Origin of the sequence: Mesorhizobium sp. M1088, assembly GCF_040318575.1 — a bacterium.
Classification (GTDB): Bacteria; Pseudomonadota; Alphaproteobacteria; order Rhizobiales; family Rhizobiaceae; genus Mesorhizobium.
In genome coordinates this window covers 268,632-290,032 of the sequence record NZ_JAMYMO010000006.1, presented here as the reverse complement: position 1 = coordinate 290,032, position 21,401 = coordinate 268,632, and the positions used below count along the sequence as shown (strand labels likewise).

Genomic DNA, 21,401 nt, shown 5'->3' with positions numbered 1-21,401 from the left:
TATGGACGCAAGCGATCGAAAACGACGCAAAACAACCGTTGCAGGCAGGGCGCCGTCCACATATGGATCCTGGGGTCTGCGCCGCGTCGCTTCGCTCCTTGCTCCGCCCCAGGATGACGAGGAGCGGGGTCGCTCACTCCGCTGCCTCTTCGATCTTCTCCATATCGTCATCCGACAGGCCGAAATGGTGGCCGATCTCGTGGATCAGCACGTGGGTGACGATGTCGCCCAGCGTTTCCTCGTTCTCGGCCCAATAGTCGAGGATGGCGCGGCGATAGAGCGTGATGCGGTTCGGCCCCTCGCCGGTCTGCGGGTTCCAGCGCTCGGCGATGCCGCGCCCCTCGAACAGGCCGAGCAGGTCGAAGGGCGTTTCCAGCGAAAGGTCGTCCATGATCTCGTCGGTCGGGAATTCGGCGATCTGAATGACGATCTCGCCGGTCAGCTTGCGAAACTCCTCCGGCAGATGGGCATAGGCCTCCAGCGCCAAGAGCTCGATTTCCTCCATCGTTGGCGAAAGCTGGTCGTGCCAGATGCGTGTTTGGTAGATGCGAGCCATGCTTTGTCCTTTGATCCCGGCATATAGGCTTTCAGGCCGGACTCGGCAAATGACGCGGCAGATTCAAGGGCGCAATCTGTCATCCGCTCTGGTCTAGGGGTGGCCTTTGCGAGATGATGGACGCCGCCATACCCGAAGCCGAACCTCCATCGTTCTGTCAGAGTCGAGTGTTCAAATGCCATTCAGCAACCAATTCGTCAGAAGCGCTGCAATTTGTGGAGTGTTTGGCGCACTGCTTCTTTTGGTGCTGGTGGTCTTGACCAGTTATCTCGGCAGGAATTCCGAGTTGGTCAGCCTGCTTCGGATGCTTGTCGGCGCCATCATAGGCGTCATGATCGTCTGGCTGGTTTTAGGGATGGCCCGGAAGCGGCCGGGTCGATAATTCACGGGAAGTTCCTGTTTCGTGAACGGCCCGCTAAAATCGGGCAGGAATAAATTCCCCATGACTCCGCTTGACTCTTCATCCTCCCTCTGGAATCTATAAGAACATAACAGGAACAATTGTGAGTGGAAGCTGACCGTCATGGCGACAAGCGCCGTGGCGCGGGAGACTGTTTTTGCCCTGCGCCGCCAGATCGCGAAGATCGAAGGGACCTTGCCCGAGCGCCTGGAGGCGCCGGCCAGTTCGTCGTTTGACGCGGATGTCCCTCGTCAGAGTCTGACACCCTCTCGGCATCCGACACCCGCTCGGAATCTGACCATTGTCCGGCGCGGCCTCGCCGTGGCGCCGCCCGATGCGTTTTTGCGCACCGGCGCCGAGCGCCTCGATGCTGCGCTGAGCGGCGGCCTGCCGAAGGCGGCGGTGAGCGAGTTTCATGGCGCCGCGACCCGCGATGCCGGGGCCGTTGCCGGTTTTGCCTTGTCGCTCGTCAGCCTGATCCTCAGCCAGGGGCCGCGATTGCCGGTGCTGTGGATCGGCACATCCGAGGTTTTCCGCGAGGCCGGCTTTCCCTATGCCAGGGGGCTTCACGCCTTCTTCGGCATCGAGCCGGAGCAATTGCTGTTTTCCGAGGCGCCAAGGCTGCTCGATGCGCTGTGGATCGCCGAGGAGGCTGCCCGGATGACGGCGCTGGCCGCCGTCATCCTCGAAATCCGCGGCAGCCCGCAGCGGCTTGACCTCACCGCGACGCGGCGGCTGCACGCCCGCGCGCAGAGTGCGGGCCGGCCGCTGTTCCTGCTGCGCCAGGCCGGCGAGCCCGAACCGACGGCAGCGCCCGTCCGCCTCATCCTGTCGGCGGCACCGGCGGCAACGCGTAAGACGCTTGCCGGGCCGCTCGCCGGCTCGATCGGCCGGCCCGCCTTCACCGTCGCCATCGGCAAGAGCCGCACGGCCTTGCCCGGAAAATTCACACTGGAGTGGAACCCCGATGAACGCATATTCGAAGAAAGACGGGGCGAGCAAGGAAGGTCTCAGGAATGGGCCCCAGAACGGCCAAAGAAACCTATCCTTGTGGTTTCCGCATCTCGCCGCCGAGAGGATCTTGCGGCAGCGTCTGGGGCGGTCCTGGCGTTCCCGGCCGTCGGATCACCTGCCGCTGGTGATCAGCCATCGCCAAGGGAACACCCAGCGCATCGCCGCCCTCGACGAACGGGCCGAGGCGCTTAATCTGAAGCGCGGCATGGGCATAGCCGACGCACGCGCCATGCATCCCTCGATCGACATCGTGGAGGCCGATCCGGAGGCCGACCGGCGCCTGCTCGAAGGCCTCGCCGACTGGTGCGACCGCTACACCCCGCTGGTGGCGCTTGACGGGACCGACGGCCTCTATCTCGACGTCACCGGCTGCACCCATCTTTTCGGCGGCGAACGCTCGATGCTGGATGATATCCTGTCGCGTTTTTTCCATCAGGGCTTCGATGTCCGCGCCGGGCTTGCCGCCACGCCTGGTGCTGCCTGGGCGGCGGCGCGGTTTGCTGGCGACCGCATCGTGCCCGATGGTGGGGAGGAAGCGCTTCTCGCGCCCTTGCCGCTGGCGGCGCTGCGCATCGACCCGGAGGTACGCGCCAGCCTCGAAAGCGTCGGCCTGCGCACGGCGGGCGCCGTCATGGCGGCACCGCGCGCGCCGCTGGCCCGCCGCTTCGGCGCATCGCTGCTCTTGCGCCTCGACCAGGCGCTTGGCCGCCTCGAGGAGGCCGTGTCGCCGCGCCTGCCGGTGGCACCGCTTTCGGTCGAGCGTCACCTTGCCGAGCCGATCATGCTGACCGAGGACATCGAGCGGCTGACCGGCATGCTGGCGACCACCTTGAAGAGCGACCTCGAGCGTCGCGGCGAGGGCGCAAGGCGGCTGGCGCTGCTGCTTTTCCGCGTCGATGGCGGCGTCAGCCGCATCGCCGTCGGCACCTCGCGGCCTCTGCGCGAGCCGCGGCTGATCCAGAAATTGTTCCATGAAAGGCTTGCCGCGCTCGAACAGGATATCGACGCCGGCTATGGCTTCGATCTCGTGCGCCTTTCGGTGCTGACCGCCGCCGCCTTCGACATGCAGCAGGCCGACCTTGCCGGCGAGACGAGCGACGACGGTGCCGATATCGCGCTTTTTGCCGACCGCATTCGCGCCCGGCTCGGCGAAGGCGCGGTCTTGAAGCCGGTCGCCGTCGAGAGCCATTTGCCGGAGCGCGCCGTCGCCACCCTTCCCTTCACGGAGGCGCCGCAGAGAAGCTCGCCGCCGAAGCAGCCGGACAAGGCGAAGGACGCTCCCACGACCGTCTTCCAGCCGGAACGGCCGATCCGGCTTTTCCGTTCGCCCGAGCCGATCGAGGTGCCGGCCACCGAAATGCCGGAAGGCCCGCCTTTGAACTTCCGCTGGCGGCGCGCGCTCTATCGGGTCGCGCGCGCCGAAGGGCCGGAGCGCATCGCGCCGGAATGGTGGCGAGGGGCGGCGGGACGAGAAGATGCCCCGACCCGGGATTATTTCCGCATCGAGGATGCCGACGGCCGCCGTTACTGGCTCTATCGCCAGGGGCTTTACGGCGCCTCGCAGCCCTCGCCGCGCTGGTTCATGCATGGGATCTTCGCATGAATGCGCTGACGGCCAACCCCTATGCCGAATTCGGCATCCAGTCGAACTTCTCGTTTCTGCGCGGTGCCTCGAAACCGGAGGAGCTGGTGGTCGCGGCAAAATTCCTGGGGTTTTCGGGGATCGGTCTCGCCGACCGCAACACGGTGGCGGGCGTGGTGCGCGCCTGGCAGCAGGCCAAGGTGGAGGGTGTTTCCTATCATCCCGGCTGCCGCCTGGTTTTTTGCGACGGCACGCCGGACATCCTCGCCTACCCGCAGGATCGCAAGGGTTGGGGTCATCTCTGCCGCATGCTGACGCAGGCCAATCTGCGTGACGAGAACGAAAAAGGGGCGACGCTCCTCAAACAGAGCGATCTTCTCGAATGGGGCGATCTCCTGTCGCTCGCCATACTGCCAGATGTGTCGGCGGACGCGGAAACCAGCCTCGCACTCCTTAGCCGGCTCAGGGATCGTTTCGGTGAAAACCTGCGGCTTGCGGTTTCGCCGGATTACCGCGGCAACGACCGCTTCCGTATCGAGCAGGCGGCGGCGATGGCGGATCTGGCCGGCATCCCGTTGATGGCGACCAACGATGTTCTCTACCATACGTCGGAACGGCGCCCGCTGCAGGACGTGCTGACGGCGATCCGCCTCAATGTGCCCGTCGCCGAGGTGGGGCTGGAGCTGGCGGCCAATGCCGAGCGTCACTTAAAGCCGCCGCTGGAGATGGCACGGCTTTTCCGCAGGCATCCGCAAGCGCTGGCGGAAACGCTGCGTTTTGCCGGCGAGCTGACCTTCTCGCTCAGTGACCTGCAATACAACTATCCCGACGAGCCGACGGAATCGGGTCTTGGGCCGCAGGCCGAACTGGAAAGGCTGGCCAAGGAGGGAGCCGCCATCCGCTACCCCTCGGGCGTGCCCGCTTTTGTGACGCAGCGCATCGAGGAGGAGCTCGCTCTGATCGAGCGTCTGAACTACGCGCGCTATTTCCTGACTGTCCACGACATCGTCAAATTCGCCCGCAGCCAGAACATTCTCTGCCAGGGGCGCGGCTCTGCCGCCAACTCGATCGTCTGCTTCTGCATTGGCATCACCGAAGTCGGCCCGGACAAGATCGAAACGCTTTTCGAGCGCTTCATTTCCGAGGAAAGAAACGAGCCGCCCGACATCGACGTCGATTTCGAGCATGAAAAGCGCGAGGAGGTCATCCAGTACATCTATTCCAAATACAGCACCAAGCGCACCGCGCTGGCCGCCGCCGTCGTCAGCTACCGGGGCCGCTCGGCGATGCGGGAAGTGGCCAAGGCGATGGGCCTGTCGGACGACGTTCGGGGCGCGCTGTCCAGTTCGATCTGGGGCTGGTCGACCTCGGAGCTCGGCGAAAAGGAGACAAAGGCCGGCGGCCTCGATCGGACCGATCCATCGACAAGGCATGTGATCGAATGCGCCAACGAGATCATGGGCTTTCCCCGTCATTTGTCGCAGCATGTCGGCGGTTTTGTCATCACCCGGGACCGGCTCGACGAGATCGTGCCCATCGTCAAGACGGCGATGGACGAGCGCAAGATGGTCGAGTGGGACAAGGACGATCTCGACGCGGTGAAAATCCTTAAAGTGGACGTGCTGGCGCTCGGCATGCTGACCTGCCTGCAGCGCGCCTTCACCCTGCTCCAGGATCATTATCCGCAGGCGCGGGACGCGTACGGCCTGCCCTATGTGCTGGCCACTCTGCCTGCCGAGGACAGGCATGTCTACGACATGATCTGCCGTGCCGACACGATCGGCGTCTTCCAGATCGAATCGCGCGCGCAAATGTCGATGCTGCCGCGGCTGCGGCCGAAAAGCTTTTACGACCTCGTCATCGAGGTGGCGATCGTGCGGCCCGGCCCGATCCAAGGCGACATGGTCCACCCTTATCTGCGCCGCCGGCAAGGCAAGGAAAAACCCGAATATCCCAAGCCGGAACTGGAAAAAATACTCGGCAGGACGCTGGGCGTGCCGCTGTTCCAGGAGCAGGCGATGAAGATCGCCATCGTTGCTGGCGGCTTCAGGCCGGGCGAGGCCGATGAACTGCGCCGCGCCATGGCGACATTCAAGCGCACCGGCACGATCGGCAATTACCGCAAGAGAATGGTCGACGGCATGGTCGCCAAGGGCTACGAAAAAGACTTCGCCGAGCGCTGCTTCAAGCAGATCGAGGGTTTTGGCGAATACGGCTTTCCCGAGAGCCACGCCGCCTCCTTCGCCCTGCTGGTCTATGCCTCCTGCTGGTTCAAGACCTTCTATCCCGACGTGTTCTGCGCCGCGATCCTGAATTCCCAGCCGATGGGGTTTTACCAGCCGGCCCAGCTTGTCCGCGACGCGCATGACCACGGCGTCGAGATCCGCGAGGTCGATGTCAATTTTTCCGGCTGGGATTGCGCCTTGGAGAAATCGCCTTTCGATCCGGATCGTATCCTTGACCGCCATGCCCAGATGCGCGGCGTCATCCGGACCAGCCATGCCGTCCGGCTCGGCTTTCGCCAGGTCAAGGGCCTGTCGAAGGAGCGCATGGAAGCGTTTGTGTCTCGGCGCGGCGCCGGCTATGCATCCGTACGCGACGTCTGGCTGCGCTCGGGCCTCAACGTCGACGAGATCGAAAAACTGGCGCAGGCCGACGCTTTCCGGTCGCTTGGATTGAACCGTCGCGACGCTCTATGGGCGGTCCGCGCGCTCGACGGCAAGAGTGCCGCCGAAAAGCTGCCGCTGTTCGACCAGCCGGCGATCCGCTTTCGCGACCTCGAGCCCCAAACCACGCTCCCGACAATGCCGCTCGGCGAGCACGTCGTCCACGACTACCGCTCGCTTGGCCTGTCGCTGAAGGCGCACCCGGTCGCCTTCCTGCGTCAAAGGCTGGATCGTTCCGGCGTCACGCCCAATGTGCGGCTCGGCCAGGTGCGGGACGGCCGGCGCGTTTCGGTCGCCGGCCTCGTGCTGGTGCGGCAGCGGCCGGGCAATGGCAAGGCGATTTTCCTGACGCTGGAAGACGAGAATGCGGTCGCCAACATCATTTTCTGGGAAAGGACTTTTGACCGCTTCCGCCCCATCGTCATGGGCGCGCGTCTCATCCGCGTCACCGGCAAGCTGCAATCGGAATCGGACGTCATCCATATCGTCGCCGAGAAGGTCGAGGATCTGACGCCGTGGCTGTCGGTGCTGCTTGAGCAGGCAAGGCCTGCGGACAGTGCAGACGAGGCTCAGCCTGGCAGCATCGCGCAAACGGAACTATTGGGAAAGGCAGAGAAGGTCATGCCCAAAGGGCGCAATTTTCAATAGAGGCGCGAAAGATCGCGACGGAGCGGCTCTGAACCGCAGCACTCAGGGTGTTCCACCCAGGCGCGGCGGCGGTGGCATGGCATCATCTATGGTGATGACACGCGCTTCCGATGGCAGCATGATCGGAATGCCGTCCCGCACCGGATAGGCAAGCTTTGCCACCCGCGAGATAAGCTCGCCGCGTTCCGGATCCCAGGCAAGCGGCCCCTTGGTCAGCGGGCAGGCCAAGAGTTCCAGCAGCTTGGGGTCGACAGTCCTGTTCCCGTCACGTCCATCCGCCATTCGATCCATCCTTTCCACAAGGCAATCGGTTAAGGGTTCGAGCGCGAACTTCCCCTTGTCCCCTTGTTGGAGAAGGTGGCCGAGCGAAGCTCGGTCGGATCAGGGGTGTTCCAGCTTGGCACCGACGGCGATCCTTCCAACACCCCTCAACCGTCTCGGCGCTGCGTGCCGACACACCTTCTCCCACAAGGGGAGAAGGCAAGAGCCTACTGCAAACTCGAACCGAAATCCTCATTGTCGCGCGCCAGCGCCATTTCGGTGATGGCGATCAGGGTCTCGGCGCGTGTCTTCAGATCGGCCGCTTCGAGCAGCGCCTGTTTCTCGGCCGGCCCGTAGGGCGCCATCATCGACAGTGCGTTGACCAGCATGGCGTTTTCGGCGCGGCTGACGCTTTCCCAGTCGGCCTCCAGATCGTTCGCCTGCAGATAGGCGCGAAACGCTTTGAGCAGCGCCGGCCGGTCGATCTCGGCGTCTGCCTGCTCCTCGTCGAGATCGGCGAGAAAGGGTGCCAACCGGCACTGCCGGAACGGTGTTTTGACCGTGAGCTCCTGGACAATACGGAACCGGCACACGCCCTGCAGCGAAATCAGGTAACGGCCGTCGCCGCTCTCGGACAGCGCAATGATGCGCCCGGCGCAGCCGACATTGCAGAGCTCCGGCTCGCCGTCGGGACGCAGCGCACCGTTAAGGCTGGGCTGGATCATGCCGATCAGCCGCGGCCCGGCGATCGCCTCGTCGACCATCTGCAGATAGCGCGGCTCGAAGATGTTGAGCGGCATGCGGCCTCCCGGGAGCAGCAATGCGCCCTCAAGCGGAAAGATCGGCATGGTCGACGGTAAGTCCGCAGCGAGCCGGTAATGCGCGTTTCCCGCCTGCACCTCAATCCTCCGATCGCTTTGTCAGGAAGCGCACAAAATCCGTCTCCTCCCGGCCGGCACAAGGCGCAACACCGGAAACCTGAAATCGAACGCCGTCCGAAAACCTAATCTGGCGCAGCCGCGGCCTACCGCAAGCCCGCGCGACAAAACAGTCTGCGCCGGCTCAGGAAAACAGCAGCGACGACAGTTTGCGCCGTGCCGACAGCGTTGCTTCGTCGGTCATGCCCCATGCCTCGAAGAGCTGCAGCAACTGGGTTCTGGCGCCGTCGTCGTTCCACGAGCGGTCGGCCTTGATGATCGCCAGCAGATTGTCGGCCGCCGCCATGCGATCACCCTTGGCGTTCTGGATCATGGCAAGCTCGAACCGTGCCTGGTGATCCCCGGGATTTTCGGCCAGCCGCCGTTCCAGTTCCGCCGGATTGCCGAGCACTGCTGCTTGCGCGGCGAGCGCCATCTTGGCCCGCAGCGCGGCGAGCTGGGGCGCATCCTTCTTTGCTTCCGGCGCCCGCGCCAGCACCGCCTCGGCACCTTCGGCATCGCCGGCCTCGAACAGCAGATCGCCCAAGCCAGCGATCGCCTCGATTGTCTCCGGCGCCTGTTCCAGGATGGCATCGTAAATGTCGGCCGCCGTCTGCACGTCCCCGGCGTCGCGCGCTTCGGCGGCCGCGGCCAGCGCCTCGGCAACTTGCGGCGCACCGCCGTTCTTGCCGCCGACCTTTTGGATGAATTGCGTGATCTGACTCTCGGGAATGGCGCCCATGAAGCCGTCGACCGGCTGGCCGTCCTTGAAGGCAATGACCGCCGGTATCGACTGGATGCCAAGCTGGCCGGCGATCGATGGATGGTCGTCGATATTCATCTTGACCAGCTTGACCTTGCCACCGGCGGCTTTCACCGCCTTCTCCAGCAGCGGCGTCAATTGCTTGCAAGGGCCGCACCACGGCGCCCAGAAATCGACCAGCACCGGCTGGTGACGCGATTCCTGGATCACGTCAGCGGCAAATCCAGCGGTCGTTGTGTCCTTGATGACGTCGGCCGGCGCCTCCGCAAGCGCGACCTTCTCACGCGCGGCATCGGTGCCGCCATATTGCACGGTGGTGGCATACCGGCCGCCATTGCTGCCAAATGGGCCGCCAAAGGGGTTGCTATCACTCATCTCGTCGCCTTTCGGTCGCGCCGCCGGCCAAGGGACGGGCGCAACATCCTTCTTTAGAACCCGGTTTCAGTCACCCATGTGGCGATCATGCCGAGACTTTCAAGATAACAGCATCATGTCCGGTTGCCTCGACGAATTTGACCAGGTCCGCGGCAGCGATGGAAGTCGTCGCTTCGTTGGTCAGCGGGTGGGCATTGACCACCGCATGGCTCATCAGCTCCTCGTCCAACACGACCTTGACCCTTCGCTCGGTGTCGTTGATCAGCCCGAACACCGTGACCGCGCCCGGGACGACGCCGAGAAGCTCCATCAGCATCTCCGGCCGGCCGAAAGACACGCGCCCCGCAGCGCCGATCAGATGGTGGATCTGCTTGAGATCGACCACCGCCTCCTCGTCGACGCTGACCAGGAAGAAATTGTCCTTCTTGTCCTTGAGGAACAGGTTCTTGGTGTGGCCGCCGGCAATCTCGCCGCGCAGCGCCTGCGAATCGGCGACCGTGAACAGCGGCGGATGCCGCCGCGTCGATACCTCGATCCCGAGTCCGGCAAGAAAGGCGAAAAGTTCGGCTTCGGTCTTCGGCATCGGTCTTTCTTCTGATGGCCCGCTTTCAACGGCTTGTTCGGCTAACGCCGTTTACGGCCAATGATGCGGCCAAGACAAGCCCGTCGCGCAACGCGGGGGTGATTGCCTTGCGACGTCCCGAGGAGCGCTTCTCCGCATTGCCGGCGAAGCAAAAAGCCTGCGAATTCCCTGTTGCAATCGCCGCGCTCTTCAGCCATATAGGCGCGGCTTGCGGCCCAAAAGCCGCGCGAGCGGGTGTAGCTCAGGGGTAGAGCACAACCTTGCCAAGGTTGGGGTCGAGCGTTCGAATCGCTTCACCCGCTCCAGTTTCCTTGAGGGGAATCAAGCGATTAAGAGGCGCCTTTCGGGGCGCCTTTTGCTTACGTGGCGAAAAGAGTGTCCCTGCCATGGCGATGCGCGGAAAGCCGCGCTGTGACCAGCAGGTGTCGCAGCTTTTCTATTCCGTTGTGCTAGCTTTTTTTCTGCGCCGAATAGTGTGCGACTGCGCGACGGCCATTTTCAACTCGGGCGTGATCTCCAACGGTGCATTCTCTGCCCCATGTTGGTTCTGTAGCCCCTGGACCTGGACGGTCGGAAATGGGAGTTCGATGCCCTGCTCCTTGAAGACCTGGCGGAGGCGTACATAGAATTTGCGTTTCATACCGAAGGCGCCTCCCGGCTTGGTTGTGGCCTTGACCCTCAATACGATGCCGTATTCGCCGAACTCCTGTACGCCCTGCATCTTGATCGGGTCGAGCACCCAGTGTTTGAACTCGGGATCTTCCGCCAGTTCGAGGCCGATCCGCTTGATCAGCTTGCGAGCGAAGTCGATATCGGTGTCATAACCAACGGTGATGTTGAATTTGTCGATAACCCAGTCACGGCTCTGGTTCTGGACTGCCCCGAGTTCACCGAAAGGTATCGTGAACAGCGGACCACGATGGTGGCGCAGCTTCACCGAGCGCAGCGAAAAGCTTTCCACAGTACCCTTGTAATTGCCCGATGAAATGTATTCGCCAACACGGAACGCATCATCGAGCAGAAAAAACACGCCTGAAATGACGTCCTTGACAATGGTTTGTGCCCCAAAGCCCACGGCGACGCCGACGACGCCAGCGCCGGCGATCAATGGGCCGATCTGGATACCCAGCGAGGCGAGCATCATAAGCACCGCCATCACGATGATCGATGCGAGCAGAATATTCTGGAGGATCGGCAAGAGCGTGTGCAGCCGTGCCTGCTGCGGATCGAGGATCGGGACGTCCTCGTCGCTGATCACAGGGTGCGGTGTTTCTATGCCCAGCTTTCGTTCGATCAAAGCTTTGATGATCGACCAGCCGAAGTCGGCGGCGAGGGCAATGACCACGACATTGATCAAGCCGCGCAATATGAACGTCGTCGTCGTATCGCTGTCCCGCATGGATTGCATGTCCAGACCCCAGACACGTGCGAGAAGGTAAGCCGCCGCCAGGATGAAAATCATTCGGATTCCGCGATCGATGACAGCGATCGTCACCGCCGGGATCGTGGGCCGGCCGACATCTTCCGAACCTGGCCGCAGAACGAAATTAACCCCGCGCTGCGTCACCACGATTGCCAAAGGCAGGAAGAATGCGGCGAAGGTGAACCAGAAGTATGTATAAAGGCCAGCGATACGCTGCAGGAACAGGACGACGAAATAAGCAGTCAATAGCCATGTCGCTTCCGTGTGACCGATGTGGCGCGCACCGTCTCGCTGCGTTCTTGGCCGACGCCAAATGGCGAGCAGCAGGAGCAACAGCAGCACGAAATCGGCGCCCAGTGACAGGACCATCATTCCGTCCTGATCGATGCCGAGACCTGGCAAGAGGATAAACGCGGCGCCGAAGAAGGCGAAGACGCCGACGATCCGGGGTAGCCAATAGGACCAATGGTCAGCCGCTTCGTTGGTGATCGGCAAAGCACGAACCTCGACGGCGTTCTCGACGTTCATGAAGGAAGGGACGAGCATGGCCATGACGTACATGCGCACACCCCATGTAACGACTGCCGCCATCAGAAATGTCAGTACAATCTCGCGGATAAGCATCGGCCAGTCGAACAACATGAACGCGCCGGCGCTGCCCAGTGCGAAAGAGACTATCAGCATGCTGGAATAAAGCAGGCGGCCACCAATCTTCTTGGCTCGCCCAACAGGCGTATCCTTCAGTTGCGCGATAATCCAAAGACGAAATGGACGGGTGAGCTTGAATGTTGCCCAAGTGAGTGCCAGGCCGGCAGCGATGAACATTGCAATCAGCACAAATACGCCGGCAGGCCCCTTGCTGGACATATCCTCCATCGTCTCTGCCCGAACGCGCGCGAACTGGCCTGGCAGCAAGGGCAAAGTTCGCACGATTCTTTCGATATGATGCCTGATCCCATCGAGCGTCGAGGATGCCATCGTATTCATCTGGCCTGGTGCGGCCACAGCGCCGGACGATGCGTCGGTCGGCGAAGCCCCTCTCTCGGCGGGCGCTCCCGTTGATCCGGCGTCCTGATTTCGCTGTTCGGCCACCCAGGCCTTCACTGACGGATCGTCGAGAAGCTCGAGCAGCTGTTTGACCCTTTCAGGCGGGACGGTCGCCGGCGCCTGCGCCTGCGCCTGACCAGCCAACAAAAGGGCGATCCCAAAGACGAGCGGCCTGGCAATCAGGGCAAACATCGCAGTCAGGTCTCCGAGACGCCGTGCCGGGCGCGCCAGGTTCCTGGCGCCCAATCGTCGAGTCATGAGTGGCATCGTGCTGTTAACCTTCCGGTCAGATCGGCGAGCAACGACATCTATGTCCGTTGTTGCCCTACCTTGAAGAAACCGATGTTGCGGTGCAAGACGTCATCGTTCCGAGCCAGACCGTTGCGCCGGGTACTTGGCGGTGTTTATTTAGCCGCGGGGGCAGGACATTCCGACCTCGTCCCAGGCCTCCGGCCGTTCTATGGACTGGGCATCGACGTTAAATCTCAGGAACTGATTTCCTGAGTTGACCAGGACAGACCTTTGGCGGTCGCTCGGTGGTCAACTGCTTCGCGCACCGCTGCGGACATTCGAAACCATGATGTTGCTTGAGATGAAATGCGCTTCCGGGTCGGCACTGCCATGCGGCAAATCAGGCCGGGAGCCGCCACATTCGCACACGACCTGTACCACGCAATTCCGTTTCCTGGAGTGGGTCGCAAGCAAAATTTGGTCCAAGCAGTTGATGAGTTGCATCCGAAATACGGATTTCATCGGGCTCCGCGGACGTTTGGATACGTGCGGCGAGATTAACGGTGTCGCCCCATAGGTCATAGGCAAACCGCCTTTTGCCTATGACGCCCGCCACGATTGGTCCTGAGTGAATTCCAATTCTGAGTCTTATCGGTTCTCCTGCGAAGCGTTCGCGCTTAACCGCCTTCCGCAGTTCAAGTGCATAGTGCGCAAGGGCTTCCGCATGATCGGATCGCGCGGTGGGCAGGCCAGCGACCACCATCACACAATCGCCGATTGTCTTGATCTTTTCGCAGCCGTATCGCTCCGAGAGCAGATCCGCCGCCTTGAAGAAGTAATTTAAAATAGCGAGCGTCGTCACGGCTCCGACGCTCCGCGCTCTTTCCGTAAAGCCGACGATGTCGGCAAAAAGCACACTCACCTCCGCATGGTTGTCTGCAATTTGTTCGTGCGCTTTTAGCCGCTCCGCGATCGACGCCGGAAGAATGTTGAGGAGTAGGGCTTCGGCGCGCTGGTATTCACGCGACAATCCCTCTTGGCTCGCCCTCAACGCCTCGTTTGTCGATTGTAATTTCTCGTTGAGTTGACGCTCCCTCTCTTGCAGAAGCGTCATTTCATAAGCCTTCTGTTGAAGCCGCTGCCTATTGTCGCGTTCGGCAGTGGCGTCAAGAAAGAGCAGCCACACGCAGGCATTGTCAGCAAAAAGATGGAGGTCCGCGACACGCCCGCTGGGCAGTTCGACCATGGCCATATCATATGGAAGCTCCGGGCAGGGCAACAAACCTTCCATGAATTCAAGCTGCTCGGCAACAGGCTTACCTATGCGAACTGACGAGAGTCCGTAATGGTTAACGTTACCGCCCTTCGCAGCTATGCAAAGCTGGGCGTCGATTTTCAGATATGCGACCGAGCGCTCGTTGTAGAAGAAATCGTAAATCCAGCTTTTAACTTCTCTTGGCAAGACATTCATGGTTTATTTGCTAACCATCGAAGCAAGTTGACGAAACGCATCATCAACATGTTCGCCCGAAAGCGCACTTGTTAGATAGATTTGCCATCCAAGTTGCCTCAGTTCGTCAATTTCACTATCCGATATTGCCCACCGATCGGCCAGATCGGATTTGTTGAACAGCAATACAAACGGCATAGCGCCGAATTCAGCCTCGGCCCGCTCGCGCAACGTGAGCGCAACGGCAAGAGTAGCAGCGCGTGTTCCATCGACGACAAGCACGAGCCCACTCGCACCTCGCACATAGCTGACGCGGAATGAGCCGATATCGTCTTCGCCGGCCAAATCCCACAAAATCAGATCCACGGTTTTGTCCGGGAATGCGACACTCTTCTTGTCGATTTTCACTCCCACCGTGGTCAAGTAGGTTTCTGAAAAGATGCTTTGCACAAACCTGCGAACCAGACTCGTCTTTCCGACAGCGAACCCGCCCAACATGCAGATCTTCTTTTGCAATATCCTGGGCTCCGCCTAGTGGAAGTTTACCGTAACCGAAACTCTGCGGTTGGCGGAGTTCCCGGTTCGGCTATTTTCAATCTCCGCTGGCTCAAAGGTGCCCGCGCCGCGAACCAAGAGCAACTCCGGATCGACGCCGCGCTTCTTGAGAAGCGCACGAACTGTCTCCGCGCGCGCGGCGCTGATCGACAACTTGGCCGTTTCACGGCCCGTCTCGTCCGAATGGCCGGTCAACATGAACTGTGCTGTTACGCCTGCCTTGCGGGCGTCCTCGGCCAATTCCTTCAACTGATTCGCCAATTTGTCGAGAACCGGCAGTTGCTCTGGTCCCGGTACAGCCTTGCCAGAATCGAAGAAAATGTTGACCGCTTGAATAGCCTCCCTCAAATGAGTGAGTTGCGGAGGGGTCAACTCACGCAGCTCGGAGAGTTCTAGAGAGAGTCCGTCCGCGGACAGCTGTTGGGCGGCGACCCGCGCCCGATCTATCCAGGCGGCAGGAGCTTCACCCTGGGCAACGATGCGATCCTTGATGATCGAAAGCCGTACTGAATCCGGCGGAGTCAGCGACGCCATCAGCCGCTTCACCACGAACTTCGGATCAAGGCTTTGATAGAATTGCCACTGTGAATGAACGCGAGCAGGATCGACCCCTGTTCCGGACAGCAGAGCCTTCGGGTCGGCGGCCTGCGGGTCTCTCAGGCCGGAAATATAGAAATGTCCCCCCCTCGCCGTTTGTTGGGCGACGATGATTCCCGCTTGGGCCTCCAGTCGCGACACATAAGTCTGCCAGTGCTCCGCCGCGCGAGCCTCGGGGCTCACATCACGAACCTTGGAGATGTCGAATTCCGGTCCGCCTGCCGAGAGCTGTCGGGCCGCTGCGCGTGCGCGGTCTATCCAGATGTCGGGAGCCTCACCCTCGGCAACGATGCGATCCTTGACGATCGAAAGCCGTACTGAATCCGGCGGGGTCAGCGATACCATCAGCCGCTTCAGGACGAACTTCGGATCAAGGCTCTGATAGAATTGCCACTGCGAATGAACGCGGGCGGGATCTACCTCCGTTCCGGACAGCAGAGCCTGCGGGTCGGCGGCAAGCGGGTCTCTCAGGCCGGCAATATAGAATTGGCCATCACGCACCTTTTGTTGGGCGACGATGATTCCCGCTTGGGCCTCCAGTCGCGACACATAAGTCTGCCAGTGCTCCGCCGCGCGTGCTTCGGGGCTCACATCACGAACCCTGGAGATGTCGAATTCCGGTCCGCCTGCCGAAAGTTGTTGGGCCGCTGCGCGCGCCCGATCTATCCAGGTGTTGGGAGCCTCACCCTCGGCAACGATGCGACCATTGACGATCGAAAGTCGTACTGAATCCGGCGGAACCAGCGACGCCGTTAGCCGCTTCAATACGAACTCCGGATCAAGACTCTGATAGAATTGCCACTGTGAATGAACGCGGGCGGGATCGACCTGCGTTCCGGCCAACAGCGACTGCGGGTCGGCGGCAAGCGGGTCTCTCAGACCGGCAATATAGAATTGGCCATCACGCACCTTTTGTTCGGCAACGATGATGCCCGGCTGGGTCCCCAGTCGCGACACATAGGTCTGCCAGCGCTGCACGGATTGCCAGGAAAGAAAGAACCAACCGCCTGCCGGAATCAAAACCAGCAGGACTGCAGCCACGACCAGCCACGGAAATCCCTGGTTTGATTCCTCCTGCTTCAGTTCAACGCAGGTCTGCAACTGCGTCTCTACGCCGGCCAACTGCGAACTGTCGCCGTCAAACTGCTCTAGAGCCTGTGAGCATTCATCATGGATGCGAAGCAATACATCGCGAATTATTTCATGTAATTCCTCCGGCGGATTTCCCCGGATCACCGCAACCAAGGTCGCAAACGGTCCAACTTCCGACCAGAGACGAAGCTCTCCGAAACGAATGGTATCCAGGCCGCTCTGTTCTTTCTCGTTAAATGAGTCTTTTACAAAATCTTGAATTGCACTAAGCATAGAAGAAATGAGTTGAGGATCTTCGCTAGTTGCATTATCGGCAGCTACATGCGCTATCAAAAGCCCGGAATTGCGATTGATTAGAAAGACGTGTTCTACACGATAAACAAGAGAATGCTTAAGAACAACTTCTGAGAAGCTTGCTCCTGTTCTCCACGCTTCAAGTCTCCACTTGAGCCCGTGCCAGGTAAATATATGTCTTAAAGTTTCATTCAACGATTGAAAGGTCTGGTCGATCTTTTCGCCGATCGACTTGCGAATAGCCGGCAGAAACACCGGGTACAATATATCCGTCAGCGTACGCGGGCTCTTCTGGATGGACCGTTGCACGGCCCTCTCGACAGCTGGCGCAAGGGCCTCTCCGAGTTGCGCATGAGGCGCACGTGCGGCTGCACTGGGGAGAACGCTCCCCACTGCAGCCGCAAGCTGCTCGGGTTCGTCGAGCAGGTGCGTAACTCGTGAAAGCTCCGAAATTTCGCGGCCGACCAGCAACTGGCGCAGCGTTTCCATGCGAGGGTCGGCGGTTGGGATTCCGTCGAGACGCGCACGATAGTCCGGATCAACGTTCCGGGCAATTTCGATCAAAAGGCGAGCCAGCGCCTCGCGATCAATCTCTGTATCGTTCGAAGCTGCTCTTTGAGGGAGGCTGATTGGGTCGACAGTCGACGTCAAGTTCCGATCAACTCACTTTCCAGGTACGCTCCGAGTTGTTCTTGCTGCCGACGGGATCCTGATTTAGACATTTTGCAACCTCAACAAACAGGCCAGCCAAAAGATTTCGGTCGGTCTTGACATTGCCAAGATCGGAAAACATTTTTTCCATCAGCATCTGAATGCTTTCATTCTTTTGCTTGATTTCCTCACGCAGCAAATGATCGTTTCGATTTATCCGGTCCGCAACTTCCCGCTCAAGCTCGCTCAACTGATCCGACAACGCGCGCACCTGCTTTTCGAGCGCCTGATTTTGCTCGCGAAGATTCCGATCAATCTCCTTATCGGCGTCGGCTCGCGCGTCTTTTTCGTTCCGCAATTGCGCCGCAAGCGAGTCAACCTGCTTCTTTGCATTTGACTCGTACATTTCAAGATTGCGCTTGGCCTCGGATTCGACATCCTTGAAGCGCTGCAAGACCCGTTCTTCAAGCTTGGAAAAGCGGCGGTCATAGTCCTGCATCTGGTTGCCGAACAGCAGATCACGTATCTTGTCGACACCTACAGCGTCGCCGGGGGCTCCGCTCTCGCGAGCCTGGCCCGCCATGAAGGTCAGCCCGCTTCCGTCTGCATTACTTATCAGATTTGCGTCCGCTTTATTTGCCGAAGAAGCGGTACTCGAAGATTCCTTGGCCATCCCATGCCCCTTCTTTTGAACATTGCCACAGCACTAATTTAGCAACTGGTAAACTTGCCAGTAAAATTGTCGACCCGCAAGCCGGAATCTTCGCGGCTTAAGTCGGTTCGAACGTCCCCATTCGGGTAGATTTCGACATGCGGCTCGATCCGGATCAGCTCGCGCTCGCGTCTTCGCCCGCGATCATCTTTATGCAGATGAAATGCGAGAGCGGAGATGCCCTGGCGCATCGACCCCAGCTCCAAGCCGTCGGGCATGCGCGCTGCCATTCAGCCTGTGTTCAAGTCTTTTTTGCCCGCCTCCAATTCGCCCTTATCTTGACAGGGCAGTGCTGCCAGCCGATGCCGTCATCCGGTTTTGACATTTGCCAACTCTTGCCGAAGAAAACGAAAGCTCGATGATCCAGGATGCTACCGCAGGGCGGTGTGGTACCGATGCTCAATGCCGAGCAAACCGTCGGCACAATGCGTGCCGGCATCCGCCGGCAGACCTGCCAGATACTGGATATAGTGGTGATGGACGATGGGTCGACGGACTGATCGGCGTCGATTGTGACGGCCTACGCCGAGAAAGATCAACACATCTTGTTCTACCTCGAACCAGGCGCGGGTAAGACGGCGTGGCGCATGATCCCTTGGTTTCAATCGTGGTTCCTGCGCACAACGCGGAGGTAACGCTGGCGCGCTCACTCGATTGCCTTCTTGATCAGGAAATAATGGATTGGGAGGCGATCATCGTCGACGACGCCTCCACGGACCGCACCCCTGCGATCATCGCCGGTTATGTAGAGCACGATGCCCGATTTCGGATGTTGAGCTCTTGCGCGCATAGCCCCGCCGGCGCGCGCAATAGCGGGATTTCGAAGGCGCGCGGCCACTGGCTCATGTTTCTGGATGCGGACGATTGGGTGGATGCCAGCTTCCTTGCCAAAATGCTGGCCGCACTGAAATCCGCTCCCGATGCAGTGGCTGCCTATTGCGGTTCCCGACGCGTGATGCCCGATGGCGAACTCACGGCGTCGAGCATCGCAACGGAGGTTGCGATTCAACCCTTCGAAACGTTCGCCCGCCGGTGTGCCGTCCGCACTCACGCGCTGCTGGTCGATCGGGAGATAATTGTCGAGTTGGGCGGTTTCGACGTGTCGCTGCGCACCTGCGAGGACTGGGATCTGTGGCAGCGCCTCGCACGTCTAGGCAAAAATTGGGTGATGGTCGACGAGCCGCTCGCTTTCTATCGGGCCAGCCCCAACGCGCTCAGCCGCAATTCGGCGCAGATGCTGGCAGATGGCGAAGTCGTGATCGCTCGCGGCTTTTCCGCCGATCCCAGGGTCAAACACCCGGCATCGGCTCACGCCAATGGAGCGACCGACGCGAACGGCCACACCGCTTCAGAAGCACTCGCGTGGTTCGCGTTGTGGAACGCCGCATCGGATTGCGGCTGCGGCTCGCGCTCGATCAACCCGCAGTCCCTGCGCGCGCTCCCAGCAGGACGTAAGTGGGCGCGTGAGATCGCCAAGGTGGCCGTCGATGGCCTTATGGTAGGAAGCCTGTCGGTGCCAGCGCAATTGGCTGCCAGGTGGGACAGGTTCGGCGCTTCCCTCACCGAGTTGATCCTCGAACTCGGCAAGGTCTGGAATAATCCGGACGCGGCTCGCCGCGTGCAGTATCACTTTGAGCAAATGCTGCTCGATGTCGACGATCTTGCCGCGCCGCGCAGGCTGGCGCGGACACTTGGAATTCGTGTCGACGTGCGAAATCCGGCCTCGATCGAAGTACCGAAAGGAATCGATCAAATCTATGCCCATCTGATGATGGATGGCCAGATCGAGGCTCTCGTGCAGTTCGGCGTACTCGGGAGAGTGACGAGGCGTCATTGGATTGAATTGATCCTGAATTTCCTGCCCTCTGAGCGGCCTATGCACAGTGCCGCGCGACTTGCGAGGCGATCGCCTGTAGATGCACCGCAAAAGGGCGCCGGTGCCGACAAGTCAAACATGTCTGCAGCCGAGGCATTGTTGTCCATGGCGGGACGCCGGTCTGATCAGGACAGCCATTTCGGCAAACTTGCGGGATTGGCCGCGGAAGCGCAGGCGCTGGTTCGGTCGAGCGCCGAAACTAAAGAGCCTTTTGCAGCGCCGCGCCGTGCACGGGCCGCGGATGGGCGCGACAATGACCGCACATCTTTCTGGAATCGCCATTTTGCGATCGAGGATCCCTGGAACTACGGTTCGCCCTATGAGCAGGAAAAATATGAGCGGCAGCTCGAAATTCTGCCTGCCGGTCCCATCGGACGGGCGCTTGAGCTGGCCTGCGCGGAGGGCCACTTCACGCGGCAGCTGGCGCCGCGCGTGGGCCATTTGACCGCAACTGACATCTCCGCCGTAGCCGTCGGGCGGGCGGGCGCGCGATGCAGTGATCAGCCGAACGTTGAGTTCGGCGTACTGGATTTTTCTGCGGACACGCTGCCGGGCGAGATGGATCTGATCGTCTGTTCGGAAGTGCTCTACTACCTGGACGATCTCACCGAGTTGCGGCGCATCGCCAAAAAACTTGTTGAGGCGTTGGCGCCTGGTGGCAGTTTCATCAGCGCACACGCATTCGTGCTACGAGACAATGTTGAAAGGACGGGCTTCGACTGGAACACATTCGGTGCACAAGCGATCTCAGAGACGCTGGCAGCGACCCACGGCCTCGTTCTCGAGCAATCGATCCAGACCGAGCTCTACCGCATAGACCGCTTCCGCCGCCTGTCACCAGGCGACGTGGCGACGGAACCGACGATAGATCATGTGCCAATCCGCGCCCCCATCGAAATCGGAGTCGCGCGAAATATCGTCTGGGGCGGGGCGCGGGCCTTGCGCCGCGACGTCGCACATAGCGAGCGGCGGCAGCGTATCCCTGTCCTCATGTATCACAGTGTCTCCGATGAAGGTCCGGCCGCGCTCGCCCGTTTTCGGCTCGCGCCCGCCGCATTCGCCAGCCAAATGACATGGCTGCGCACCAATGGCTTTCACGCGATTAGCTCCGAGCAGCTGGAATGGTTCATCGCCAACCGTCAGCCTTTCGTTGGCCGCCCAGTGCTCATCACCTTCGATGACGGCTTCCAGAACTTTGCCGACCATGCCTGGCCGGCCTTGCGCGCGAACGACCTGACCGCGGAAGTGTTCCTGGTGACGGACTTGGTGGGTGAAAGTGCACAGTGGGACGCCTACAGCGGCCCGCCGACGCAGCTTATGGACGCCGGGACGGTGCGACGCCTCGCCGGCGAAGGTGCGTTCTTCGGAAGCCATCTGGCGACGCATCGCGCGATCGATGGTCTGTCGAGCTCTGACTTGGCCGCCGAGCTCCTGCGCTCTCGTATGTTCATCGAACGGTGGACCGGTCGGCCAACCGCGGCGTTCGCGGCACCCTTCTCTGTCACCGACCGACGGCTTGGCAGGCTGGCCAAGGAGTGCGGCTATCGAATCGGCTTCGGCGGCAGACACGGACCGGCGGACCTCGATTGCGATCCCATCGACCTTCCGCGCATCGAGATTCGTGGGGATCGTTCGCTCGATGACTTTGTTGCCGTTGTCGAGGCCGTGCTCGCATGAACCGTGAACTTGTCAGTGTCTAGATTCGTAA

15 protein-coding genes and 1 tRNA gene are annotated in these 21,401 nt (G+C 60.8%); 5 read left to right on the top strand and 11 right to left on the bottom strand.

Going from position 1 to position 21,401, the window contains the following annotated elements; translation table 11 throughout:
- Window positions 1-133 precede the first annotated feature (133 nt).
- The gene (locus NKH49_RS10930) at window positions 134-556 is read right to left on the bottom strand and encodes a metallopeptidase family protein (protein WP_023721935.1); all 423 of its coding nucleotides are present in this window, start codon (window positions 554-556) and stop codon (window positions 134-136) included.
- Window positions 557-1,079: 523 nt separating this feature from the next.
- Here NKH49_RS10930 and NKH49_RS10925 point away from each other — a divergent pair.
- The 3 genes from NKH49_RS10925 to NKH49_RS10915 are packed head-to-tail and all read left to right on the top strand — an operon-like array spanning window position 1,080 to window position 6,866.
- Window positions 1,080-2,162, top strand: coding sequence for an ImuA family protein (locus NKH49_RS10925; RefSeq protein WP_352926035.1), 1,083 nt, complete (start codon window positions 1,080-1,082; stop codon window positions 2,160-2,162).
- Window positions 2,095-3,573 (top strand): DUF6504 family protein, encoded by a 1,479-nt coding sequence (locus tag NKH49_RS10920; protein WP_352458333.1) that lies wholly within the window; start codon window positions 2,095-2,097, stop codon window positions 3,571-3,573. Before NKH49_RS10925 ends, NKH49_RS10920 begins: the two co-directional genes overlap by 68 nt.
- The gene (locus NKH49_RS10915; protein WP_352618993.1) at window positions 3,570-6,866 is read left to right on the top strand and encodes an error-prone DNA polymerase; all 3,297 of its coding nucleotides are present in this window, start codon (window positions 3,570-3,572) and stop codon (window positions 6,864-6,866) included. Before NKH49_RS10920 ends, NKH49_RS10915 begins: the two co-directional genes overlap by 4 nt.
- Window positions 6,867-6,908: 42 nt before the next feature.
- On the opposite strand, the gene NKH49_RS10910 is transcribed toward NKH49_RS10915, so the two are convergent.
- From NKH49_RS10910 to NKH49_RS10895, 4 genes are all read right to left on the bottom strand, one after another.
- Window positions 6,909-7,148 carry a Trm112 family protein gene (locus tag NKH49_RS10910; RefSeq protein ID WP_023675986.1) on the bottom strand — a complete coding sequence of 80 codons (240 nt, stop codon included), beginning with the start codon at window positions 7,146-7,148 and terminating at the stop codon, window positions 6,909-6,911.
- 206 nt (window positions 7,149-7,354) lie between these two features.
- On the bottom strand, window positions 7,355-8,026 hold the full coding sequence (locus NKH49_RS10905) for an LON peptidase substrate-binding domain-containing protein (RefSeq protein ID WP_352470870.1): 672 nt from the start codon (window positions 8,024-8,026) through the stop codon (window positions 7,355-7,357).
- A gap of 163 nt (window positions 8,027-8,189) precedes the next feature.
- The gene (trxA, locus tag NKH49_RS10900; RefSeq protein WP_352458335.1) at window positions 8,190-9,182 is read right to left on the bottom strand and encodes a thioredoxin; all 993 of its coding nucleotides are present in this window, start codon (window positions 9,180-9,182) and stop codon (window positions 8,190-8,192) included.
- A gap of 85 nt (window positions 9,183-9,267) precedes the next feature.
- Entirely contained in the window at window positions 9,268-9,765 is a 498-nt protein-coding gene (locus NKH49_RS10895; protein ID WP_352458336.1) for a prolyl-tRNA synthetase associated domain-containing protein, read from the bottom strand.
- A gap of 230 nt (window positions 9,766-9,995) precedes the next feature.
- On the opposite strand from NKH49_RS10895, the gene NKH49_RS10890 reads away from it, so the two are divergent.
- Window positions 9,996-10,070: transfer RNA gene (locus NKH49_RS10890), tRNA-Gly, on the top strand.
- A 131-nt stretch (window positions 10,071-10,201) separates the two neighbouring features.
- Here NKH49_RS10890 and NKH49_RS10885 read toward each other — a convergent pair.
- The 6 genes from NKH49_RS10885 to NKH49_RS10860 all read right to left on the bottom strand — a co-directional run bounded on the left by NKH49_RS10885 (window position 10,202) and on the right by NKH49_RS10860 (window position 18,035).
- A complete protein-coding gene (locus NKH49_RS10885; RefSeq protein WP_352458337.1) occupies window positions 10,202-12,427 on the bottom strand; it encodes a mechanosensitive ion channel family protein in 2,226 nt (741 codons plus the stop codon).
- A gap of 439 nt (window positions 12,428-12,866) precedes the next feature.
- The gene (locus tag NKH49_RS10880; RefSeq protein ID WP_352614629.1) at window positions 12,867-13,937 is read right to left on the bottom strand and encodes an adenylate/guanylate cyclase domain-containing protein; all 1,071 of its coding nucleotides are present in this window, start codon (window positions 13,935-13,937) and stop codon (window positions 12,867-12,869) included.
- Window positions 13,938-13,940: 3 nt separating this feature from the next.
- Window positions 13,941-14,432, bottom strand: a complete 492-nt coding sequence (locus tag NKH49_RS10875; RefSeq protein WP_254818889.1) for a Rab family GTPase — start codon at window positions 14,430-14,432, stop codon at window positions 13,941-13,943.
- Between the two features lie 15 nt (window positions 14,433-14,447).
- Window positions 14,448-17,105 (bottom strand): OmpA family protein, encoded by a 2,658-nt coding sequence (locus NKH49_RS10870; protein WP_352926032.1) that lies wholly within the window; start codon window positions 17,103-17,105, stop codon window positions 14,448-14,450.
- Between the two features lie 7 nt (window positions 17,106-17,112).
- Window positions 17,113-17,778: a DUF3450 domain-containing protein gene (locus tag NKH49_RS10865; protein ID WP_352470876.1), complete on the bottom strand. Its 666-nt coding sequence runs from the start codon at window positions 17,776-17,778 to the stop codon at window positions 17,113-17,115.
- 38 nt (window positions 17,779-17,816) lie between these two features.
- Window positions 17,817-18,035, bottom strand: a complete 219-nt coding sequence (locus tag NKH49_RS10860; RefSeq protein WP_352500816.1) for a hypothetical protein — start codon at window positions 18,033-18,035, stop codon at window positions 17,817-17,819.
- Between the two features lie 362 nt (window positions 18,036-18,397).
- Between NKH49_RS10860 and NKH49_RS10855 the strand changes: the two genes are divergently transcribed.
- Window positions 18,398-21,370, top strand: a complete 2,973-nt coding sequence (locus NKH49_RS10855; RefSeq protein WP_352614632.1) for a trifunctional glycosyltransferase/class I SAM-dependent methyltransferase/polysaccharide deacetylase — start codon at window positions 18,398-18,400, stop codon at window positions 21,368-21,370.
- The last annotated feature ends 31 nt before the right edge of the window (window positions 21,371-21,401 follow it).